Origin of the sequence: Aeromonas sp. 11P (assembly GCF_051920165.1) — a bacterium.
Classification (GTDB): Bacteria; Pseudomonadota; Gammaproteobacteria; order Enterobacterales; family Aeromonadaceae; genus Aeromonas; species Aeromonas veronii.
Map to the genome: position 1 here is coordinate 394,850 of NZ_JBQBDJ010000004.1, position 17,059 is coordinate 411,908.

Annotated in this window: 11 protein-coding genes and 3 pseudogenes; 9 read left to right on the forward strand and 5 right to left on the reverse strand. The window is 55.4% G+C overall.

Annotation, left to right across the window (positions count from 1 at the left end; translation table 11 throughout):
• Positions 1-431: 431 nt before the first annotated feature.
• Positions 432-1,736: an alpha-glucosidase gene (locus ACTG1P_RS02025; RefSeq protein ID WP_440000346.1), complete on the forward strand. Its 1,305-nt coding sequence runs from the start codon at positions 432-434 to the stop codon at positions 1,734-1,736.
• Positions 1,737-1,832: 96 nt separating this feature from the next.
• Positions 1,833-2,039, forward strand: coding sequence for a hypothetical protein (locus ACTG1P_RS02030; protein WP_440000347.1), 207 nt, complete (start codon positions 1,833-1,835; stop codon positions 2,037-2,039).
• A 250-nt stretch (positions 2,040-2,289) separates the two neighbouring features.
• Here the strand turns inward: ACTG1P_RS02030 and ACTG1P_RS02035 are convergent, their stop codons facing one another.
• Both ACTG1P_RS02035 and ACTG1P_RS02040 read right to left on the reverse strand, forming a co-directional pair.
• A complete protein-coding gene (locus ACTG1P_RS02035) occupies positions 2,290-3,321 on the reverse strand; it encodes a LacI family DNA-binding transcriptional regulator (protein WP_069556383.1) in 1,032 nt (343 codons plus the stop codon).
• Between the two features lie 554 nt (positions 3,322-3,875).
• Positions 3,876-4,694 (reverse strand): annotated as a pseudogene (locus ACTG1P_RS02040) (IS3 family transposase); the annotation flags it as partial.
• Positions 4,695-4,779: 85 nt separating this feature from the next.
• Here ACTG1P_RS02040 and ACTG1P_RS02045 point away from each other — a divergent pair.
• Positions 4,780-5,698: pseudogene (locus tag ACTG1P_RS02045) on the forward strand (IS5 family transposase).
• Here the strand turns inward: ACTG1P_RS02045 and ACTG1P_RS02050 are convergent.
• Positions 5,679-5,807, reverse strand: coding sequence for a hypothetical protein (locus ACTG1P_RS02050; protein WP_440002340.1), 129 nt, complete (start codon positions 5,805-5,807; stop codon positions 5,679-5,681). The pseudogene ACTG1P_RS02045 and the gene ACTG1P_RS02050 overlap by 20 nt on opposite strands.
• A gap of 817 nt (positions 5,808-6,624) precedes the next feature.
• On the opposite strand from ACTG1P_RS02050, the gene ACTG1P_RS02055 reads away from it, so the two are divergent.
• The 5 genes and pseudogenes from ACTG1P_RS02055 (at position 6,625) to rplY (ending at position 13,971) form a co-directional block, all read left to right on the forward strand.
• On the forward strand, positions 6,625-7,902 hold the full coding sequence (locus tag ACTG1P_RS02055; protein ID WP_440000348.1) for an HD domain-containing phosphohydrolase: 1,278 nt from the start codon (positions 6,625-6,627) through the stop codon (positions 7,900-7,902).
• Positions 7,903-8,022: 120 nt separating this feature from the next.
• Positions 8,023-8,445, forward strand: coding sequence for a CBS domain-containing protein (locus ACTG1P_RS02060; RefSeq protein WP_005333273.1), 423 nt, complete (start codon positions 8,023-8,025; stop codon positions 8,443-8,445).
• Between the two features lie 240 nt (positions 8,446-8,685).
• Positions 8,686-12,585: an ATP-dependent RNA helicase HrpA gene (gene hrpA, locus ACTG1P_RS02065; protein ID WP_440000349.1), complete on the forward strand. Its 3,900-nt coding sequence runs from the start codon at positions 8,686-8,688 to the stop codon at positions 12,583-12,585.
• A gap of 95 nt (positions 12,586-12,680) precedes the next feature.
• Positions 12,681-13,567, forward strand: a pseudogene (locus ACTG1P_RS02070) (hypothetical protein).
• Positions 13,568-13,683: 116 nt separating this feature from the next.
• Positions 13,684-13,971, forward strand: a complete 288-nt coding sequence (rplY, locus tag ACTG1P_RS02075; protein WP_005333252.1) for a 50S ribosomal protein L25 — start codon at positions 13,684-13,686, stop codon at positions 13,969-13,971.
• Between the two features lie 97 nt (positions 13,972-14,068).
• On the opposite strand, the gene ACTG1P_RS02080 is transcribed toward rplY, so the two are convergent.
• Complete coding sequence (locus ACTG1P_RS02080; RefSeq protein WP_005360322.1) at positions 14,069-14,461, reverse strand: MerR family transcriptional regulator; 393 nt, start codon at positions 14,459-14,461, stop codon at positions 14,069-14,071.
• 122 nt (positions 14,462-14,583) lie between these two features.
• Between ACTG1P_RS02080 and ACTG1P_RS02085 the strand changes: the two genes are divergently transcribed.
• Positions 14,584-15,759, forward strand: coding sequence for a thiolase family protein (locus ACTG1P_RS02085; protein ID WP_440000350.1), 1,176 nt, complete (start codon positions 14,584-14,586; stop codon positions 15,757-15,759).
• Here the strand turns inward: ACTG1P_RS02085 and ACTG1P_RS02090 are convergent.
• A complete protein-coding gene (locus ACTG1P_RS02090) occupies positions 15,756-16,979 on the reverse strand; it encodes an EAL and HDOD domain-containing protein (RefSeq protein WP_005333249.1) in 1,224 nt (407 codons plus the stop codon). The two genes, ACTG1P_RS02085 and ACTG1P_RS02090, sit on opposite strands and share 4 nt — an antisense overlap.
• Between the last annotated feature and the right edge of the window lie 80 nt (positions 16,980-17,059).

Here is a 17,059-nt window from a genome sequence, read left to right on the forward strand (position 1 = left end):
ACCATACTGGACGAGGCATATAACCGCTTTTGGGTCAGATTGCCGGCCGAACGTAAAGAGCATGTCTGGGGTTGTGGCGAGCAGATGTCCTATTTCGATTTGCGTGGTCGTCACTTTCCGTTGTGGACGTCAGAGCCCGGTGTTGGTCGCCATCCCCACAGCGAGATCAAATGGAAAGCCGATGTGATGGGCAAAGCCGGTGGGGATTACTATCACACCAACTATCCGCAACCCACGTTTGTCTCCTCTCGCAAATACAGCTGCCATATCGACACCACCGCTTATGCCGATTTCGATTTTCGTCACGAAGGGTTTCATGAGCTGCAAGTGTGGGCGATCCCGCAGACCATCGAGTTGCGCACCGCAGAGAGCTATCTGGGCATTATCGAAAAACTGTCCGCGCGGTTTGGCCGCCAGCCCAGGTTGCCGGAGTGGGTCTACAAGGGAGCGATCCTTGGTCTGAAGGGGGGGAGGTCAATACCTTCAGTCGTCTGGAAAACGCCCTTGACCATGGTATCAAGGTTTCGGGTTTGTGGAGTGAAGACTGGTGCGGCTTGCGGGTCACCTCGTTTGGCAAGCGCCTGTTCTGGGACTGGGATTGGCAGCACCATCAGGAGCGCTACCCCAATCTGCCCGCCAGGATAAAGGCGCTCAATGACCAGGGCATCGAGTTCATGGCCTACGTTAACCCATACCTGTGTGAAGATGGCAAGCTGTTTCCTATCGCCAAAGAGCTCGGCTATATGGCGCTGGACAAGGATGGTCAGGTTGCGCTGGTCGACTTTGGTGAATTCTATTGCGGCTGTGTCGACTTTACCAATCCAGACGCCATGGCCTGGTTCCGTGATACCGTGCTGCGTAAAAACATGCTGGATATGGGGATCAAGGGGTGGATGGCTGACTTTGGCGAGTACCTGCCGACCGATAACATCTACCTGCACAACGGTGTCGATGCCAAGCTGATGCACAATGCCTGGCCGACTCTGTGGGCCCAGTGCAACGCTGAAGCGATCGCGATGAACGGCCAAACCGGTGATGCCCTGTTCTTTATGCGAGCCGGTTACACCGGGGTGCAGCAATACTGCCCGCTACTGTGGGCAGGGGATCAATGTGTCGATTTCAGCCGTCACGACGGTCTGGTCACGGTGATCTCGGGGGCGCTCTCCTCCGGTATGTTGGGGAACGCGTATCACCACTCGGATATCGGTGGCTACACCTCACTGTTTGGCAACCGTCGAACCAAGGAGCTGTTTGACCGCTGGGTTGAAATGGCTGCCTTTACCCCAGTCATGCGTACCCACGAAGGTAACCGCCCTGATGAGAATTTCCAGTTTGACCAGGATGGCAGCACGTTGGCGCATTTTGCCCGGATGACCCGAGTTTATTGCCACCTGACTCCTTACTTGCGTAGCCTGGTGGATGAAGCGGCCGAGAAAGGGTATCCGGTTCAACGTGCCATGATGCTGCATTTTGAACATGATCCCGAGACCTACGTCATACAGGATCAATACCTCTATGGGTCAGAGTTGCTGGTGGCACCGGTTCACCAAGGGGATGTGCGTGAGTGGACAACTTACCTGCCTGCAGGTGAGCAGTGGACGCATGTCTGGAGCGGCCAGCGCTTTACAGGGGGCCAGCGGGTCACTCTGCCTGCACCGATTGGCCAGCCCCCGGTGTTCTATCGTGCCAAAAGTCCCTGGGCTTCGCTGTTTGCCGAGCTAAAGGTGCTGGCGTAAATCGCACCGACGTTCGCCATAGAGGATGCGACCCGGATAACCCATGGCCGTGACAATGTTCACGGCCATTATGTTTCACCAGAGGAGCAGAGCTGCATGATTGACACTCTTGACGTTGTGCAAAACCCCAGCCAGGACGACATCCATTTTTTACGAGACAATCTGATCAAAACCAATCGTGAGTTTGTCGGTGAACAGATACGTCGCCCACTTGCCATCTTCTATCAGGATGAGCAGCAGTGTCGTGCCGGAGGATGCTGCCCGCGAGCGTGGCTGCCGTTTTTCACAGCTCGATACTTTTAGCTTTCAAGCAAAGCCTTTTTACCAAGCGCGGGGGTATTCAGTCGTCATGACGTTGGAAAAGTGCCCGGTGTTTCATCAACGATATTACTTAACCAAAACCTTGTAGAGCAGGCAGTGACTGGTGCCCTGTTTAAAAATATCTGACGCAACGGATAGTGTTCTGGTAGATACATGAGGGTATTTATCTTCATGGGCTATTTATCAAGGCCATGGTTTTGTGATGGTTTATGGTGTGACAGTATTGGCTTGGTCACAAAACAAACCGGGTACTCTGTCTGGGGATCAAGTCAAATCCGGCATCAATGATCTCGCCTTTATAATCGGGCTCGCGCGCCATCCGCAACATCATGGACGCAGCCTGGCTGGCAACAGAGTGGATATTGATATTGATACTGGACAAGGTCACGGGGGCCAAATAGCCGCTGCCTGGAAAATCGCCAAACCCGATGATAGAGAGTTGCTCTGGTACCGGGATATTACGTGCAATCGCCTCCATCAGTAATGCCGTACCAATGGTATCGTTTGATGCAAAAATGCCGTCGAGTTTGCGCTCTTTGAGCAGTGTCTTGATGAGTAGCTCGCGGGCGGCGGGATAAATATTGTCGCTGTAAGGGATTTCGACCAACAAGGGATCCATACCCGCCGTCTCAAGTGCCTGGCAAAAGCCGCTGTAGCGGCTCTGCGCACGAACGTCATCGTTAAAACGGGTCGTGAAATAGGCAATTTTATGGCAGCCGGAGCGTATCAGGTAAGACGCGGCATCGTAACCCACCTGAAAATGATCGATACCGACCTGCGCGACAAACGGACTGGCTTCACCGATTTGCCATGCTTGAACCACAGGCACCGCACTGTGCTCCAGCATACGAATCGTAGTATCACTGTGTTTCGCGCCAGTGAGGGTTATGGCAGCAGGAGACCATTGTAAAATGGAGCGGATCTGCTGCTCCTCTTTTTCCATGGAGTGATCATGAGATGCGATATAGAGCTGAAAACCTGCATCACTCACGATATGTTCAATCTGTTGGACAAAGGTACTAAAGGTAATATTGGAAATGGAAGGAACGATAATTGCCATTGCCGAGCTTCGCCCGGCAGTAAACTGACTGGCAATTTTGTTGTGCACATAACCCAGTTCATCAATGGCACGCTGAATTTTATGGCCGGTATTGGCTTTTACCTTGTCTGGATGACGTACATAAAGTGAGACAGTCGAGGGGGACACCTTGGCCAGGGCCGCGACATCATCAAGCTTGACGGTTTGTTTGTTTCTCGAGGACACGTGTTCTGCTTCCTGATCGGTTTTACTGGGCTATAACTCTCTCTGTCCTGATGGGATAAGGAGGTTAATAGCTCTGCGAGCTCCTGATAAGTGTATAAAAAACAAGGTGAAAACAAAAGCAGTAATTACAGCGGAGACTGCAGCTCATCATAATGGTAGGCACGACTCATGACTAATGTTGAATAGATCCATATTTCATCAGCTTTTAACTCTGTACGTCATAGTGTTGACCTTGTTTTTAATCTACATTAAAATACTTTAACGCATTTCTTACAATGATTCGGTGATAGAATGGAGCTATTTTTCTTTGTCTAGCTCAATCAATAACTTTTTTCGTTTTAATATCCAGTCATTGACCTCAGAAACAGAATGAAAACCAGTGTTATGAGACGCTGGGAATTATACCTTTTAATCCTACTATACAGAGTTGAACGAGAAATCCCCAACTCCTGTAGTAAATATTTTGTTTTTGTTGAAATGGTTTTTCAATTGTTCATATATCCCCCCTCATGTTGAAGCGACTCTAAAACACCTCTAGGGCATAGTTGTAGTGGTCAACTAAATCCAGACACTTGGTTAGGCCGTTCTTCGGCTTTTGCTGGCGGTATCCCGTCATTGTGTTGATGTGGACGCCGCCAGTTGTAGTAATCCATCAGGTAATAACTGATATCCCGCTTTGCCTCCCGTATGCTCATGTATCCCGTTGCAGGGAGCCACTCTGACTTCAGGCTTCTGAACAACCGCTCCATCGGGGCGTTATCCCAGCAGTTGCCACGCCGACTCATGCTCTGGGTCATACGATAGCGCCACAGTCGTTGCCGAAATGCCCTACTGCCATATTGGCTACCCTGGTCGGAGTGAAACAGCACACCGGATAGGCAACCCCGCTGCTGATAGGCCATCTCCAGTGCTTTGATTGCCAATTCTGCATCAGGTTTATCAGATATCGCCCATCCCACGACCCGCCGGGTGTGCAGGTCAAGAACCGCTGCCAGGTAATGCCAGCGACCACCTGCCCAGACGTAGGTGATATCGCCACACCACACCTGATTGGGTGGCTGGACATCAAATTCTCGGGCCAGCAGATTGGGAATATCCGGTCGTTCTGACCGTGCCACCTTATAGCGGTGTGCGCCCGGCAGTTTGGATACCAGCCCTGCTTCCTTCATCAGACTGCACACTTTGAATCGACCAATCTGATACCCTAACTCCCGCATCATCGACATCAAGGCACGGCTGCCCGCTGAGTTCCGGCTTTCTTTGAACAAACGGCGCAACTCACAGCGCTGTTGCATGCGCTCACGGCTAATCGTCCGCCTGCGAGCCAGATAATCGTAAAAACAGGAGGTGGGTACATCGAAAGCGCAACAGACGGCGTTGTTGCCCAAATCGATGCAGCTTAAATGGAACTAACTGAGGACTTGGTGATCTGACCACCATCTCCTTCAAGCCTGCATCATGAGCACGTCGCTTCACCCCATCACCAACTGGCCTCAATACAACAAATCATTGATTAACCGTGGTTCACTCACCTTCTGGGTTGATGCCGAGGCCATGAGCAACTGGTTTCACCACGGCCATCATGGGTGCCGGGGCCGCAGCCAACTCTACACTGACCAGACCATCTGCACCTTCCTGATGCTCAAGGGGATTTTCAACCTCACTCTGCGGACCACTCAGGGACTACTCGACTCCCTGTTCGAGTTGATGAACGTACCGCTTTGTGCCCCCGATTACAGTTGTGTAAGCAAGCGGGCCCGCACGGTGACGGTGGCTTATCGACAGCCCCCAAAAGGACGTATTACCGATTTGGTTATCGACTCAACCGGGCTGAAGGTATTTGGTGAAGGCGAGTGGAAGGTCAGAAAACACGGCGCCGAGAAACGGCGAGTCTGGCGCAAATTGCATCTGGCAGTAGACCCGGCTACTCACGATATCGTGGCGGCGGAAATCTCGCTGGAGAATGTCCATGATGTCGAGGTGTTGCCGACTCTGCTCAATCCACTACGGCGCAAACTGGGGCGTGTTTATGCGGATGGCGCCTACGACAGCAAAGCCAGTCATCAGCTTATCTTGTGCAAAGGGGCAACAGCTTGTATCCCGCCTCGCAAAAGCGCGGGGTTATGAAAAAAAAGGACACGCAAGAAATGACGCGGTGCTGGTGATGCGCAAGAAAGGGCTGGCGTACTGGAAGAAGATATCGGGGTATCACAGTCGCTCACTTGCAGAGACAGCGATGTATCGGTCCAAACAGTTGTTAGCGGGGAAAGTCAGTTTACGTAACTACAACGGCCAAGTGGGAGAGGTGATGGCGTATGTCAGCGCCATAAACAAACTCAATACCCTGGGTCTGCCTGTCAGAAAGCCCCGAGTGTAACGGTCACTTGGGGCTGGGGCAGTTGTGGCTTGATGGTTGATTTGGGAAACAGCGCCGCGGTGGCCATTAAGGCAAGGCTCATGGCTATTTTGTTTATTTGAATGGCCATTATTGGCTCCACTCCTAATCTGATGTGAATTGGTACACAAAATGGGCGATGAAAACTGCATGCGTTTAATGCGGTGGAAATATCATCCCGTGCAGGCTATTGGAGGGATGTAATACCAGATGGGCACATTCTCCTTTATCGCTGCCGTTATGACCTGCAAAGAGTTGAATATGACCTGAATAGCCCGAGTTAACCGCAGCTTGGAAATCAGCTTTCAACAATTTCACTCTATAAATCCCGTTTATCCTTGTCGCCTTATAGCGAATATAACCGCTGGTTATCCGAGATTTTTTCTCCAACCCTTCGGTCGCAGGCTATTGGGTAGGCTGGAGCGAGCATGGGAAGCTGTATCCAGAAGGCGTGAGGTGCCCATCGTTATCGATGATGATAAGGCGAATAAATGGGTGATGGAGTTCACAGTTCGGTTAATCAATTTGGGGATGGAAGCAGTTATGGGCGTTGTGGTCTGCCTGTATTCAAACATCTTACTGGCAAGCCGAGCACTCTTTAATTCTGATTAAGTAATAATTAAGTAAAGCTGGGGTGTTGATTGTTTCGCTCAAATATGAGCTTTTAAAAATGCTCACAATCTCTACGCGAGATTTAAAAAGTCTGCTCGCATATTTTTGAACGGATAAATATAACTTGAATGGGAGTGGCCAAATAAATCCAGCTGTGATCTTTGTCTTTTCAAGGTGCTAGGGTCATAAATGCCTATAAAAACAAGGTAAAAGGCTCGGCTATTGACTAAGTTGATAGAAGGCGAAGCATAAAACAGCGCCAGTTTGATACGACAACATCGCATGGGACCCGGATCATGGACAGAGCGCAGGGCGCAGCCCCCTTTTCGTTGCAAGTGGATCTAAGGCAGGTGGTGTATGCCCTGTCAGCCTCGCTGGATCTGGTGGGCATTGGCGATGTGGCCCACGGTAAACGGGTCGGGATTATGGCTGCCGAGTGCAGCCGGGAGCTGGGGATGAGTGAGGCCGAGCGCTGTCTGCTGTTCGAGCTGGGGGGGCTGCATGATATCGGTGTCTCCTCGACCATCACCCATCACCATCTGGTCAGCGAGTTCGATTGGGAGTCCTCCCAGCGCCACTGCGAGGTGGGATATCAGCTGCTCAAGGATTTCCGTTTGTTGGCCCCACTGGCCCTGCCTATCCGTTATCACCACACCCACTGGCACCTGTTACGCGAGATGGCCGATATGGACCCTAATGTAGCCCGTCAGGCCAACCTTATCTTTCTGGTGGATCGCTGCGATGCGTTGGCGGCGCCCTACTATGGTGATGGTTCATTGTTGATGCATACCAACGAGATCCGCGCACGCCTGCAGGATTTCCGTGACGAGTTCTTTGCCCCCGAGCTGGTGGATGCCTTCCTCAAGGCGTCTCGCTCTGAGGCATTCTGGCTGCAGCTGGAAGCGCGCTCCATCAATGATTACATGCTGGAGATGCTGCAGGTGCGGGAGCCTTGCCTGACCTCCAACGGGGAGCTTAAAGCGCTGGCGCAGATCTTCTCCGGCATTGTCGACGCCAAAAGTCCATTCACGATGACGCATTCACTCGGTGTGAGCAGGTTGTCTCGGGCATTGGCCGAGCAGATGGGAGTCAGTGCCATCCATTGTGACATGCTGGAGATCGCCGGTTTGTTGCACGATTTGGGCAAGCTCAGGGTGCCGGACGAGATCCTCGACAAGCCTGCCAGCCTGACGAAAGCGGAGCGGGCCATCATCAATACCCACAGCTTCGAGACTTACCAGATCCTGCGCCACATCGAAGGGTTTGAGGAGATTGCCTGCTGGGCGGCCTATCACCATGAGGAGCCTGACGGGGAGGGCTATCCGTTCCATCTGCCGGCATCCGCCATGGCGCTCGAAGCGCGGATCCTGCGAGTTGCCGATATTTTTCAGGCAATGGTGCAGGACAGACCTTATCGGCGCGGTCTGCCTGCCCGTGACGCATTGACCTTTATGCAGCAACTGGCGGATCAGGGGCGGGTCGAGCCCGCTGTAGTGGCGGTGCTGGCCGATCACCTGCCGCAGATGATGATGGCAGCCATTCCGGATCGCGAGCCGGATCATGCCATCAATTGAGGGAGAGGCTGGCCGCTGACTCATACTGCCGCGAGCAAGCTATGATTGGAACAAGCCGAGCATGGTGCCGGTACCGGCGCACAAGACGCCAGCTTGATGGACTACCGTAGGGGAGCAGATATGGAATCGCTAAAAGCCAAGGATTATATGCAGAGCAGACCCATCACCTTCACTGCCGACATGATGGTGCAAGCTGCGGTCGAGAAATTTCTGAACAGTCATCAGCTCGGTGGCCCGGTGGTGGATGGGCAGGGCCATCTGATTGGCTGGATCTCCGAGCAGGATTGCATCGCAGTGCTGCTTAAGGAGGCCTATCACTGCGAACAGGTGGCGCAGGTCAAGGACGTGATGCGCAAGGAGGTGTTGTCGGTGGGACCCGATACCAGCATTTTGAGCCTGGCGGAGATGATGATGGGGCAAAAGCCGAAGATCTATCCGGTAGTGGAGGAGGGGCGTCTGCTCGGTGTCATCAATCGCCACAACGTCATGCAGGCCATTCACGCCCAGCTCACCACCTGTTTTGTCCATCACACCCACGGTTAACCCTGTTTTCCTCTCTCCCAAGGCAAGCTTCGGCTTGCCTTGGCTATTTCAAATGCTGCCATTTATTCATGTTATGCCATCTTACAATGATTGTTTTGTCATGTTTGAGGATCGGCCAATCTCTCAGTCTTCCCATACATAACGCTACGTTAAGGCTTGCACCGCCCCCGCTCGCTCTTTAGGATCGCTCCCAGCTTATCGATATGGCCCCTTTGGGCACCTATTTAAGGAATTCGTACCTTGTCTCTCTCTATCGAGGCGCTGCGCCGCCGTCTCTCTGCCTGCATGAACCTCGACGCCCGCCGCCTTTCCAGCCGTCTGCACGGGGTCAAGAAGCTGCCTGAAGGCAAACAGGCCGCCGTGCTGGAGACCATCGCTGCCGATCTGGATGCCGCGCAAGCGCGTTATCAAACCCGTCTGGCCGGAGTGCCCAAGGTCACCTATCCGGACAATCTGCCGGTCAGTCAGAAACAGGCTGAGATCGCTAAAGCCATTGCAGAGCATCAAGTAGTGATCATCGCCGGGGAAACCGGCTCGGGCAAGACCACCCAGATCCCCAAGATCTGTCTGGCGCTCGGGCGTGGGGTGAAGGGCTTTATCGGCCACACCCAGCCACGCCGTCTGGCGGCCCGCACTGTCGCGGCCCGTATTGCCGAGGAGATGGAGTCCGAACTCGGTCACTACGTGGGTTACAAGGTGCGCTTTACCGATCAGGTGAGCGAGCAGACCCACATCAAGCTGATGACTGACGGTATTCTGCTGGCGGAGATCCAGAACGACCGGATGCTCACCCAGTACGACACCATCATCATCGATGAGGCCCACGAGCGCAGCCTCAATATCGACTTCATTCTGGGTTATCTCAAGCAGCTGTTGCCCAAGCGCCCCGATCTCAAGGTGATCATCACCTCGGCCACTATCGACCCGCAACGTTTCTCCCGCCATTACAACAAGGCGCCGGTGATCGAGGTCTCCGGCCGCACTTATCCGGTGGAGGTGCGCTACCGTCCACTCACGAGTGACAAGAGCGAAGGGCTGGAAGAGCGCGACGAACTGCAGGGGATCTTCGATGCGGTGGAAGAGTTGGCCCGAGAAGGGCTGGGGGACATCCTTATCTTCATGAACGGCGAGCGGGAGATCCGCGATACCGCCGATGCCCTGCGCAAACTCAACCTGCGCGACACCGAGGTGCTGCCGCTCTACGCCCGCCTCTCCAACGCCGAGCAAAACAAGGTGTTCCAGCAGCATGCAGGGCGGCGTATCGTGCTTGCCACCAACGTGGCGGAGACTTCGCTGACGGTGCCGGGCATTCGCTACGTCATCGACCCGGGTACGGCCCGCATCAGCCGCTACTCCTGGCGCACCAAGGTGCAGCGCCTGCCCATCGAGCCGGTCTCCCAGGCCAGTGCTAACCAGCGTAAAGGGCGTTGCGGCCGGGTGGCAGACGGTATCTGTATCCGTCTCTACTCGGAGGAGGATTTCAACAGCCGTCCCACCTTTACCGACCCCGAGATCCTGCGCACCAACCTGGCATCGGTCATCCTGCAGATGCTGGCGCTCGGCCTTGGCAACATGGAGGCGTTCCCGTTCGTCGAGCCGCCTGAGTCACGCCATATCAAGGACGGTCTGACTCTCTTGAAAGAGCTGGAGGCGGTGAGGGAATTGCCCGCCACGGGCGATCGCGAAGCCAAGCTGCAGCTGACCGAAACCGGTCGCCAGCTCTCGCGCATCCCCCTTGATCCGCGTCTGGCGAAGATGGTGATCAGCGCGGCGCAAACTGGCTGCCTGAGCGAGGTGATGGTGATTACCGCGGCCCTCAGCATTCAGGATCCCCGCGAGCGGCCCATGGAGAAGAAGCAGGCCGCCGACGAGCAGCACAGACGCTTTGAAGACAAGGATTCCGACTTCCTCGCTTTTGTTAACCTCTGGAACTATCTGAAAGAGCAGCAGGATGCCCTGGGCAGCAATCCGTTCCGCCGAATGTGCCAGAAGGAGTTTCTCTCCTACCTGCGGGTGCGCGAGTGGCAGGACATCCATTTCCAGCTTCGTCAGACGGTCAAGGAGCTTGGTTTTAAAGCCAACCATGAGCCGGCGGATTTCAAGACGGTGCACTGCGCCCTGCTGACCGGCCTTTTGAGCCATATCGGCAACAAGGATCTGGAAAAGCCCGAGTTCCTTGGCGCCCGCAACGGCCGTTTCCACCTGTTCCCGGCCTCGGGTCTGTTCAAGAAGCCGCCCAAGTGGGTGATGGCCGCAGAATTGGTGGAAACCTCGCGTCTCTACGCTCGCATTAACGCCAAGATTGAACCCGAGTGGGTGGAACCGTTGGCTGGCCACCTCATCAAGCTGCACCACAGCGACCCCCACTGGTCGAAGAAAAATGGCGCTGTGATGGCCAAGGAGAAGGTGACCCTCTATGGTCTGACTCTGGTCAATGAGCGCACCATCAACTTCAGCCGTATCGATCCGGCGCTGTGCCGCGAGTTGTTTATCCGCCGCGCCCTGGTGGAGGGGGATTTCGAGACCCGTCACCGTTTCTTCAGCGACAATCGCAAGCTCCTGGCCGAGGTGGAGGCGCTGGAACACAAATCCCGTCGTCGCGACATTCTGGTGGATGATGAGGACTTGTTCCGCTTCTACGATGCCCGCTTGCCGGAGGAGGTGATCTCCGCTCGCCATTTCGACAAGTGGTGGAAAGAGGCGCAAAAGCGGGATGCCGAGCTGCTCAACTTCGAAAAAGAGATGTTGATGAAGGGGGATGCTGCCCACATCAGCGATCTCGACTACCCCAACTTCTGGCTGCAGGGGCGCCTCAAGCTCAAGCTGACCTATCAGTTCGAGCCAGGGGAAGCCGCCGATGGCGTGACCCTGCATATTCCGCTGCCGCTCTTGAATCAGGTAGAGGTGAAGGGGTTCGAGTGGTTGATCCCGGGGCTACGTCACGAGCTGTTGGTTGCCCTCATCAAGTCGATGCCAAAGCCGATGCGCAAGAACTTTGTGCCAGCGCCGAACTACGCCGATGCGCTGCTCGCCAGTATCAACCCCGAACAGGGGCCGCTACTGGACGAGATGGAGCGCCAGCTGCGGCGGATGACTGGCGTGACCGTGCCCCGTGAATCCTGGGACTGGAATGCGGTACCCGATCACCTGAAACTCACCTTCCGGGTGGTTGACGAGAAGCACAAGAAGGTAGCGGAAGGCAAAGATCTGGAGGCATTGAAAGAGTCGCTGCGTGGCAAGGTGCAGGAGACCCTGTCGCAAGTAGCGGACGATGATATCGAGCAGTCCGGTCTCACCCTGTGGAGCTTTGGCGAGCTGCCGCAAGAGTACAGTCAGAAGCGGGGCGGGTTCGAGGTGAAGGCCTATCCGGCCTTGGTGGATCAGAAGGATTCGGTCGCCATCCAGCTTGTGGAGAGCCCGATGGTGCAGCAGCAGCTGATGTGGGCCGGTCAGCGTCGGCTGGTACTGCTCAACGTACCATCACCCATCAAGTACCTGCAGGAGAAGCTGCCCAACAAGGCCAAGCTGGGGCTCTATTTCAACCCGTTTGGCAAGGTGGCCGAGCTTATCGATGACTGCATTGCCTGCGGCTGTGACAAGCTCATCGAGCAGCACGGCGGCATGGCGTGGGATGAGGCCGGTTTCGAGGCGCTCAAGGAGTATGTCCGTGCCGAGCTCAACGATGCGGTAGTGGAGGTGGCCAAGCAGGTGGAAGCCGTGCTGACCCTCTCCCATGAGATCAAGAAACGGCTCAAGGGCAAGATGCAGCTCGACACCGCTTTTGCCATGTCGGACATCCAGCAGCAGTTGGGTAACCTCATTCACAAGGGCTTTGTCACCGAGACCGGCTGGCAGCGGTTGCCAGACTTGCTGCGCTATCTGCGCGCCATCGAGCGTCGCCTGGAGAAGCTGGCTATCGATCCCAACCGAGATCGGGTCTACATGCTTAAAGTGCACAGCGTGGAGTCGGAGTACAAGGCGCTGCTGGCCAAGATCCCCAAATCCCAGCTTATTCCCACTGAGGTGGCTAATATCCGCTGGATGATTGAGGAGCTGCGGGTGTCGTTCTTCGCTCAGAATCTGGGGACCCCTTATCCGGTCTCCGATAAACGGGTGCTTAACGCCATCGCTCAGTGCTAAGCTGCTATCTAACTGTTTTAACAGCATGATAGCGGGTGATGAGAAGGGGTTGCCGGTCAGGTAGCCCTTTTAAACCGCAAATCAGGGAGGCAAGGATGCTGGGGATCTGGTTGAGTGTGGCGCAGGTGGTGATCAGCGGTTATCAACCCATCGCGGAACAAACCTGGGTGCAGTTGAACCCGGAATATTACCCGCTGGCGCGCACGCCGCCTGCGATGTTTGTGGCCTGGCGTGGCAATCAGTTTCCGCCGCTGGCCCAAAAGCAGAAGCACGGTCGCTGGCAGATCCTCTTTCCAGCCAGGTTGGTGCCCCCCTTCGATCTGTTCGAGGGGGAGGCGCAGCTCTCCAAAACCTATCTGGCAAGGCTGCGGCGCATCGACGAGATGGCTTACGGGGTTGTCCCCGGGCAGGCTGTTGCGGCTGGTGCAATCGTGCAGCAGGGGAGTGGATCCCCTGATTATCAGGCGCAACCTGTCGCGCCCTTTATCGCCGAGTTTCGCACACATCAAGAGGCGTTCGGTGGTGTTGATATGCCCAGCGACCCCGACGAGAGCGAACCTCTGCTCGCTCAGCTGGGGGCGACGTTTCGCACTGCAGGGATGAGTGGTGCCAAAGGAGATGAGGGAGTAGCGAGCGCCGATATGGCGCTCGCCAGCCACACGGCTAGCTTATCCGCAGGCAGTGACGTCATGCTTACCCTCTCGGCTCCTGCAGCCGGCGGTCCACAAACTGTGTGTCATCAGGTCGCCGCAGGGGAGACCCTGTGGCGCATTGCCAACCAGTTATCCAGTGCCCGGGGAGCCGATACCTACAGCTATTTGCTGGCGCTGGTGGCAGAGAATCAGCCGCGGCTTGGCAAGAGCATTCGGGTCAGAACGGGGAGGGACTCTACTGCCCGCGCGCCGAGACCCTGGCGAAGTTTGATGCCCTGAGCCCGGCCCAGCGTCAGCAGCAATTCGCCCGGTTGGAGCAGGGGCGCTAAATGCAGAGTCGGTACCTTGTATCCGAATTTGGCCCGTGGTAGTATTCGCGCTCGTTTTGCGAGGTGCTGACCGGTCGCAGTTAGCACCATAAATTCATCCAAAAGAGATACATACTATGTCTTTCGTATTCCAAGCTGAAGTCCGTTCTGACCTGGGGAAAGGTGCGAGCCGCCGCCTGCGTCAAGCTGACCAAGTTCCTGCCATCGTTTACGGTGCAGGCAAAGAAGCCCTGTCCATCACTGTTGACCACAAGAAAATGATCCTGGCTCAAGAGAAGCCGGAATTCTATGAGTCTGTACTGACTCTGGTTATCAACGGTGAAGAAGTTAACGTAAAAGTGAAAGCTATCCAGCGTCACCCGGTACGTTACAAGCTGATCCACCTGGACTTCGTTCGCGTTTAATAGCGAACCGTCAGGTTGAAAAAAGCCACTCTCAGGAGTGGCTTTTTGCTATCTGGCATCTTGTGAAAGGGCTGCCTGATCAGCCACCGCAAGCCGGTTATCCCAGCTGGCTAAGGGCCTGTTGACAGCGCTGCTCGGCGGCATCCAGCTCCAGCAGCACCATCCTGATATCTTCCATCTGCTGTTGCAGTGTTTCCCGTTTCTCCTCAACCAGTCCCAGCATGGTCTGTAACTGGGTACGGCTGCTCTTGTCGGCATCATAGAGATCAAATAGCTCGCGGATCTCGGCAAGGCTGAAGCCGAGCCGCTTGCCGCGCAGGGTGAGCTTGAGGCGAACCCGATCTTGCTTGCTGTAAATGCGGGTCTGCCCCTCTCTGGCGGGATTGAGCAATCCCTGATCCTCGTAGAAACGGATACTGCGCGTCGTAATATCAAATTCCCGGGCCAGCTCACTGATGCTGAAGCGCCGTCCTTCATCCTTGTTGTTCATACAGACTTCTTGGCGAACTAAATCCTGTCTGCACCTTACCTAAACGTAAACTGCACTGCAACTCTTGTTCCATTGCGTCAGAACCCCTATGTTATGGTCATGTAACAAACAGAGGCAGGCAAATGGATATTGCAATTGTGGCGGCAAAACGGACTCCGATGGGGGCGTTTCAGGGGGCATTGGCTGAGGTAACGGCGCCTGAGTTGGGAGCCTGTGCCATCGAGGCGGCACTGCAGCAAAGCGGGCTGCGTCCGGAGCAGGTCGATGAAGTGTTTATGGGCAATGTGCTGGCGGCGGGCGTAGGGCAAGCGCCCGCCAGGCAGGCGCTGTTGAAAGCGGGGCTGCCAGATAGTGTGCCCGCTACTACGGTCAACAAGGTGTGCGGATCCGGCATGAAAGCAGTGATGCTGGCGGCGGATACCATTCGGCTGGGCGATAACCGGGTGGTGGTCGCGGGGGGGATGGAGAGCATGAGCCGTGCCCCCTATCTGCTGGATAATGCCCGCAACGGCTTTCGGATGGGGCATCAAAAGGTGCTGGACCACCTCTTCCTCGACGGTTTGCAAGATGCCTATGATGGCCAGCTGATGGGGATACATGCCCAGCTCAGCGCCGATCAGGCCGGTTTGACCCGCACTGCCATGGATGAGTTTGCCCTGGCATCGTTGCAGCGTGCCCGGGATGCGCAGCAAGCCGGTGCGTTTGTGTCCGAGCTGACAAGGGTCTATCGCGGTGAGCGCGTGTTGCTGGCCGAGGACGAACAGCCCGGCAAGGGCAGACCGGAGAAGATCCCGACCCTGAAGCCTGCGTTTGGTAAAGATGGCACCATTACGGCGGCCAATTCGAGCTCCATCTCGGACGGTGCGGCGGCGCTGATATTGATGGATGGCGCCACGGCGCAAGCCTGGCAGGTACCTGTGCTGGCACGGATTGTCGGTTATCAGAGCCACGCGGCATTGCCCGCCGAATTTACATCTGCGCCAATTGGCGCCATTTCACGCTTGCTGGCGCGTCTTGCATGGTCGGTGGAAGAGGTGGATCTCTTTGAGATCAACGAGGCCTTTGCCATGGTCACCATGCTGGCCATGAGCGGGGTCGGCATCCCTTATCACAAGGTCAATGTGCATGGAGGGGCTTGTGCACTCGGTCATCCACTGGGGGCGAGTGGCGCACGCATTTTGGTGACGCTGATTGCCGCGCTGCGGCAACGGGGTTTGCGGCGAGGCGTGGCCGCGCTCTGTATCGGGGGCGGGGAGGCGACCGCTATCGCGGTTGAAGTGAATGACGAAACGAATTAATTGGTGGCTTCCATCGCCAGAAGTTGTTCCGTGACCCAGGTGGTGGCGGCCAGATAGAGGTGACTCACCTTATCCTCGCTCAGCCCCAGGCGGGCTGTTCTGGCCGTTACCCGTGACCAGTTGGCGCTTTCGTAATCTTCACAAAACGCGAGGTAGAAACCCAGATTGCCTTTGCGCTCCAGCAGCGCCAGCCGAATATCGTCGATGAGAGGGATGGTGCCGAGCAGCTTGTCCATCGGTTGCTCCATCAGTACATCCAACAGGGAGAAGAGACCGGTGATAAAGGCCTGTTGTGCCTGCTGGCTAGGGGCGTGGGCATGGGCCAGCAGTTCACAGAAGCGGGCACGGATCATCGACATCTGGTAGAGCTCGGCGCTCTTGCCCTTGCCCGCACTGGTCGCGGCCACCAGCGAGACAAAGCGCTTTAGTTGGGTGTTGCCCAGATAGATGGCAGCCTGACGAAATGACGAAATAGGGTTGGTGTGGCCTTTGAGATGGTTGACATAGCGCAGCAGCTTGAGGGAGAGGGAGATATCCTGACCAAGTAGCTGCTCAATCTTGTTGATATCAGGCTCTGCCTCGTTGACCACGTTGAGCAACTGCATCACCACGACTTGCGCCGGCTCCATGGTGGCTTGCTTGACCATCTCGGGTCGACTGAAGAAAAAGCCCTGGAACAGCTGGATCCCCAGCTGTTTGACCCGCTCGAACTCCGCCTTGTCCTCTACTTTTTCCGCCAGATAGGTGAGCCCCAGCGTCTGATGCCGCTGAATAAACACCTTGATCTGCATCAGGGGTGTGGCACGAAGATCAAACTTGATGATGTGGATAAAGGGGAGGAAGCGTTCCCAATCCGGTGACATGGTGAAGTCATCGAGTGCCAGTTGATATCCCAGCTTGTGCAGCTGTTTCACCTTTTCCAGCAGGGCATCATCCGGTGGGGAATCTTCCAGAATTTCAATCACCACTTTTTCGGGCGGCAGGCACTCTGCCAATCCTTCCAGCAGCAGTGAGTGGGGGAAATTGATAAAGCAGGGGCGGCCCCCCAACAGCTGATCGATATTTTGTTGCAGGAACTGTTCTACCACCAGGCGTGACGTCGCCTGTTGGGATGAGATGCTCGGGAAGACATTATTCAGACTATCGCGAAAGAGCAGCTCATAGGCATGAGTTTTGAGGTCTCTGTCGAGGATCGGCTGTCTTGCTACGTAGGAATACATGCCTTGCTCCAGTAAAGGTACTGGGTTGATTTTATGGTGTTGCAGAACACTATGCCAGTGTTCACCTTATTGAGTAAGGC

What these genes read in the sequence shown, in the direction of transcription:
- ACTG1P_RS02030 (WP_440000347.1), top strand. Translation starts at nt 1,833, where the DNA reads ATGATTGACACTCTTGACGTTGTGCAAAACCCCAGCCAGGACGACATC.
- ACTG1P_RS02050 (WP_440002340.1), bottom strand. Translation starts at nt 5,807, where the DNA reads ATGGCCATTCAAATAAACAAAATAGCCATGAGCCTTGCCTTAATGGCC.
- ACTG1P_RS02055 (WP_440000348.1), top strand. Translation starts at nt 6,625, where the DNA reads ATGGACAGAGCGCAGGGCGCAGCCCCCTTTTCGTTGCAAGTGGATCTA.
- ACTG1P_RS02060 (WP_005333273.1), top strand. Translation starts at nt 8,023, where the DNA reads ATGGAATCGCTAAAAGCCAAGGATTATATGCAGAGCAGACCCATCACC.
- rplY (WP_005333252.1), top strand. Translation starts at nt 13,684, where the DNA reads ATGTCTTTCGTATTCCAAGCTGAAGTCCGTTCTGACCTGGGGAAAGGT.
- ACTG1P_RS02080 (WP_005360322.1), bottom strand. Translation starts at nt 14,461, where the DNA reads ATGAACAACAAGGATGAAGGACGGCGCTTCAGCATCAGTGAGCTGGCC.
- ACTG1P_RS02085 (WP_440000350.1), top strand. Translation starts at nt 14,584, where the DNA reads ATGGATATTGCAATTGTGGCGGCAAAACGGACTCCGATGGGGGCGTTT.
- ACTG1P_RS02090 (WP_005333249.1), bottom strand. Translation starts at nt 16,979, where the DNA reads ATGTATTCCTACGTAGCAAGACAGCCGATCCTCGACAGAGACCTCAAA.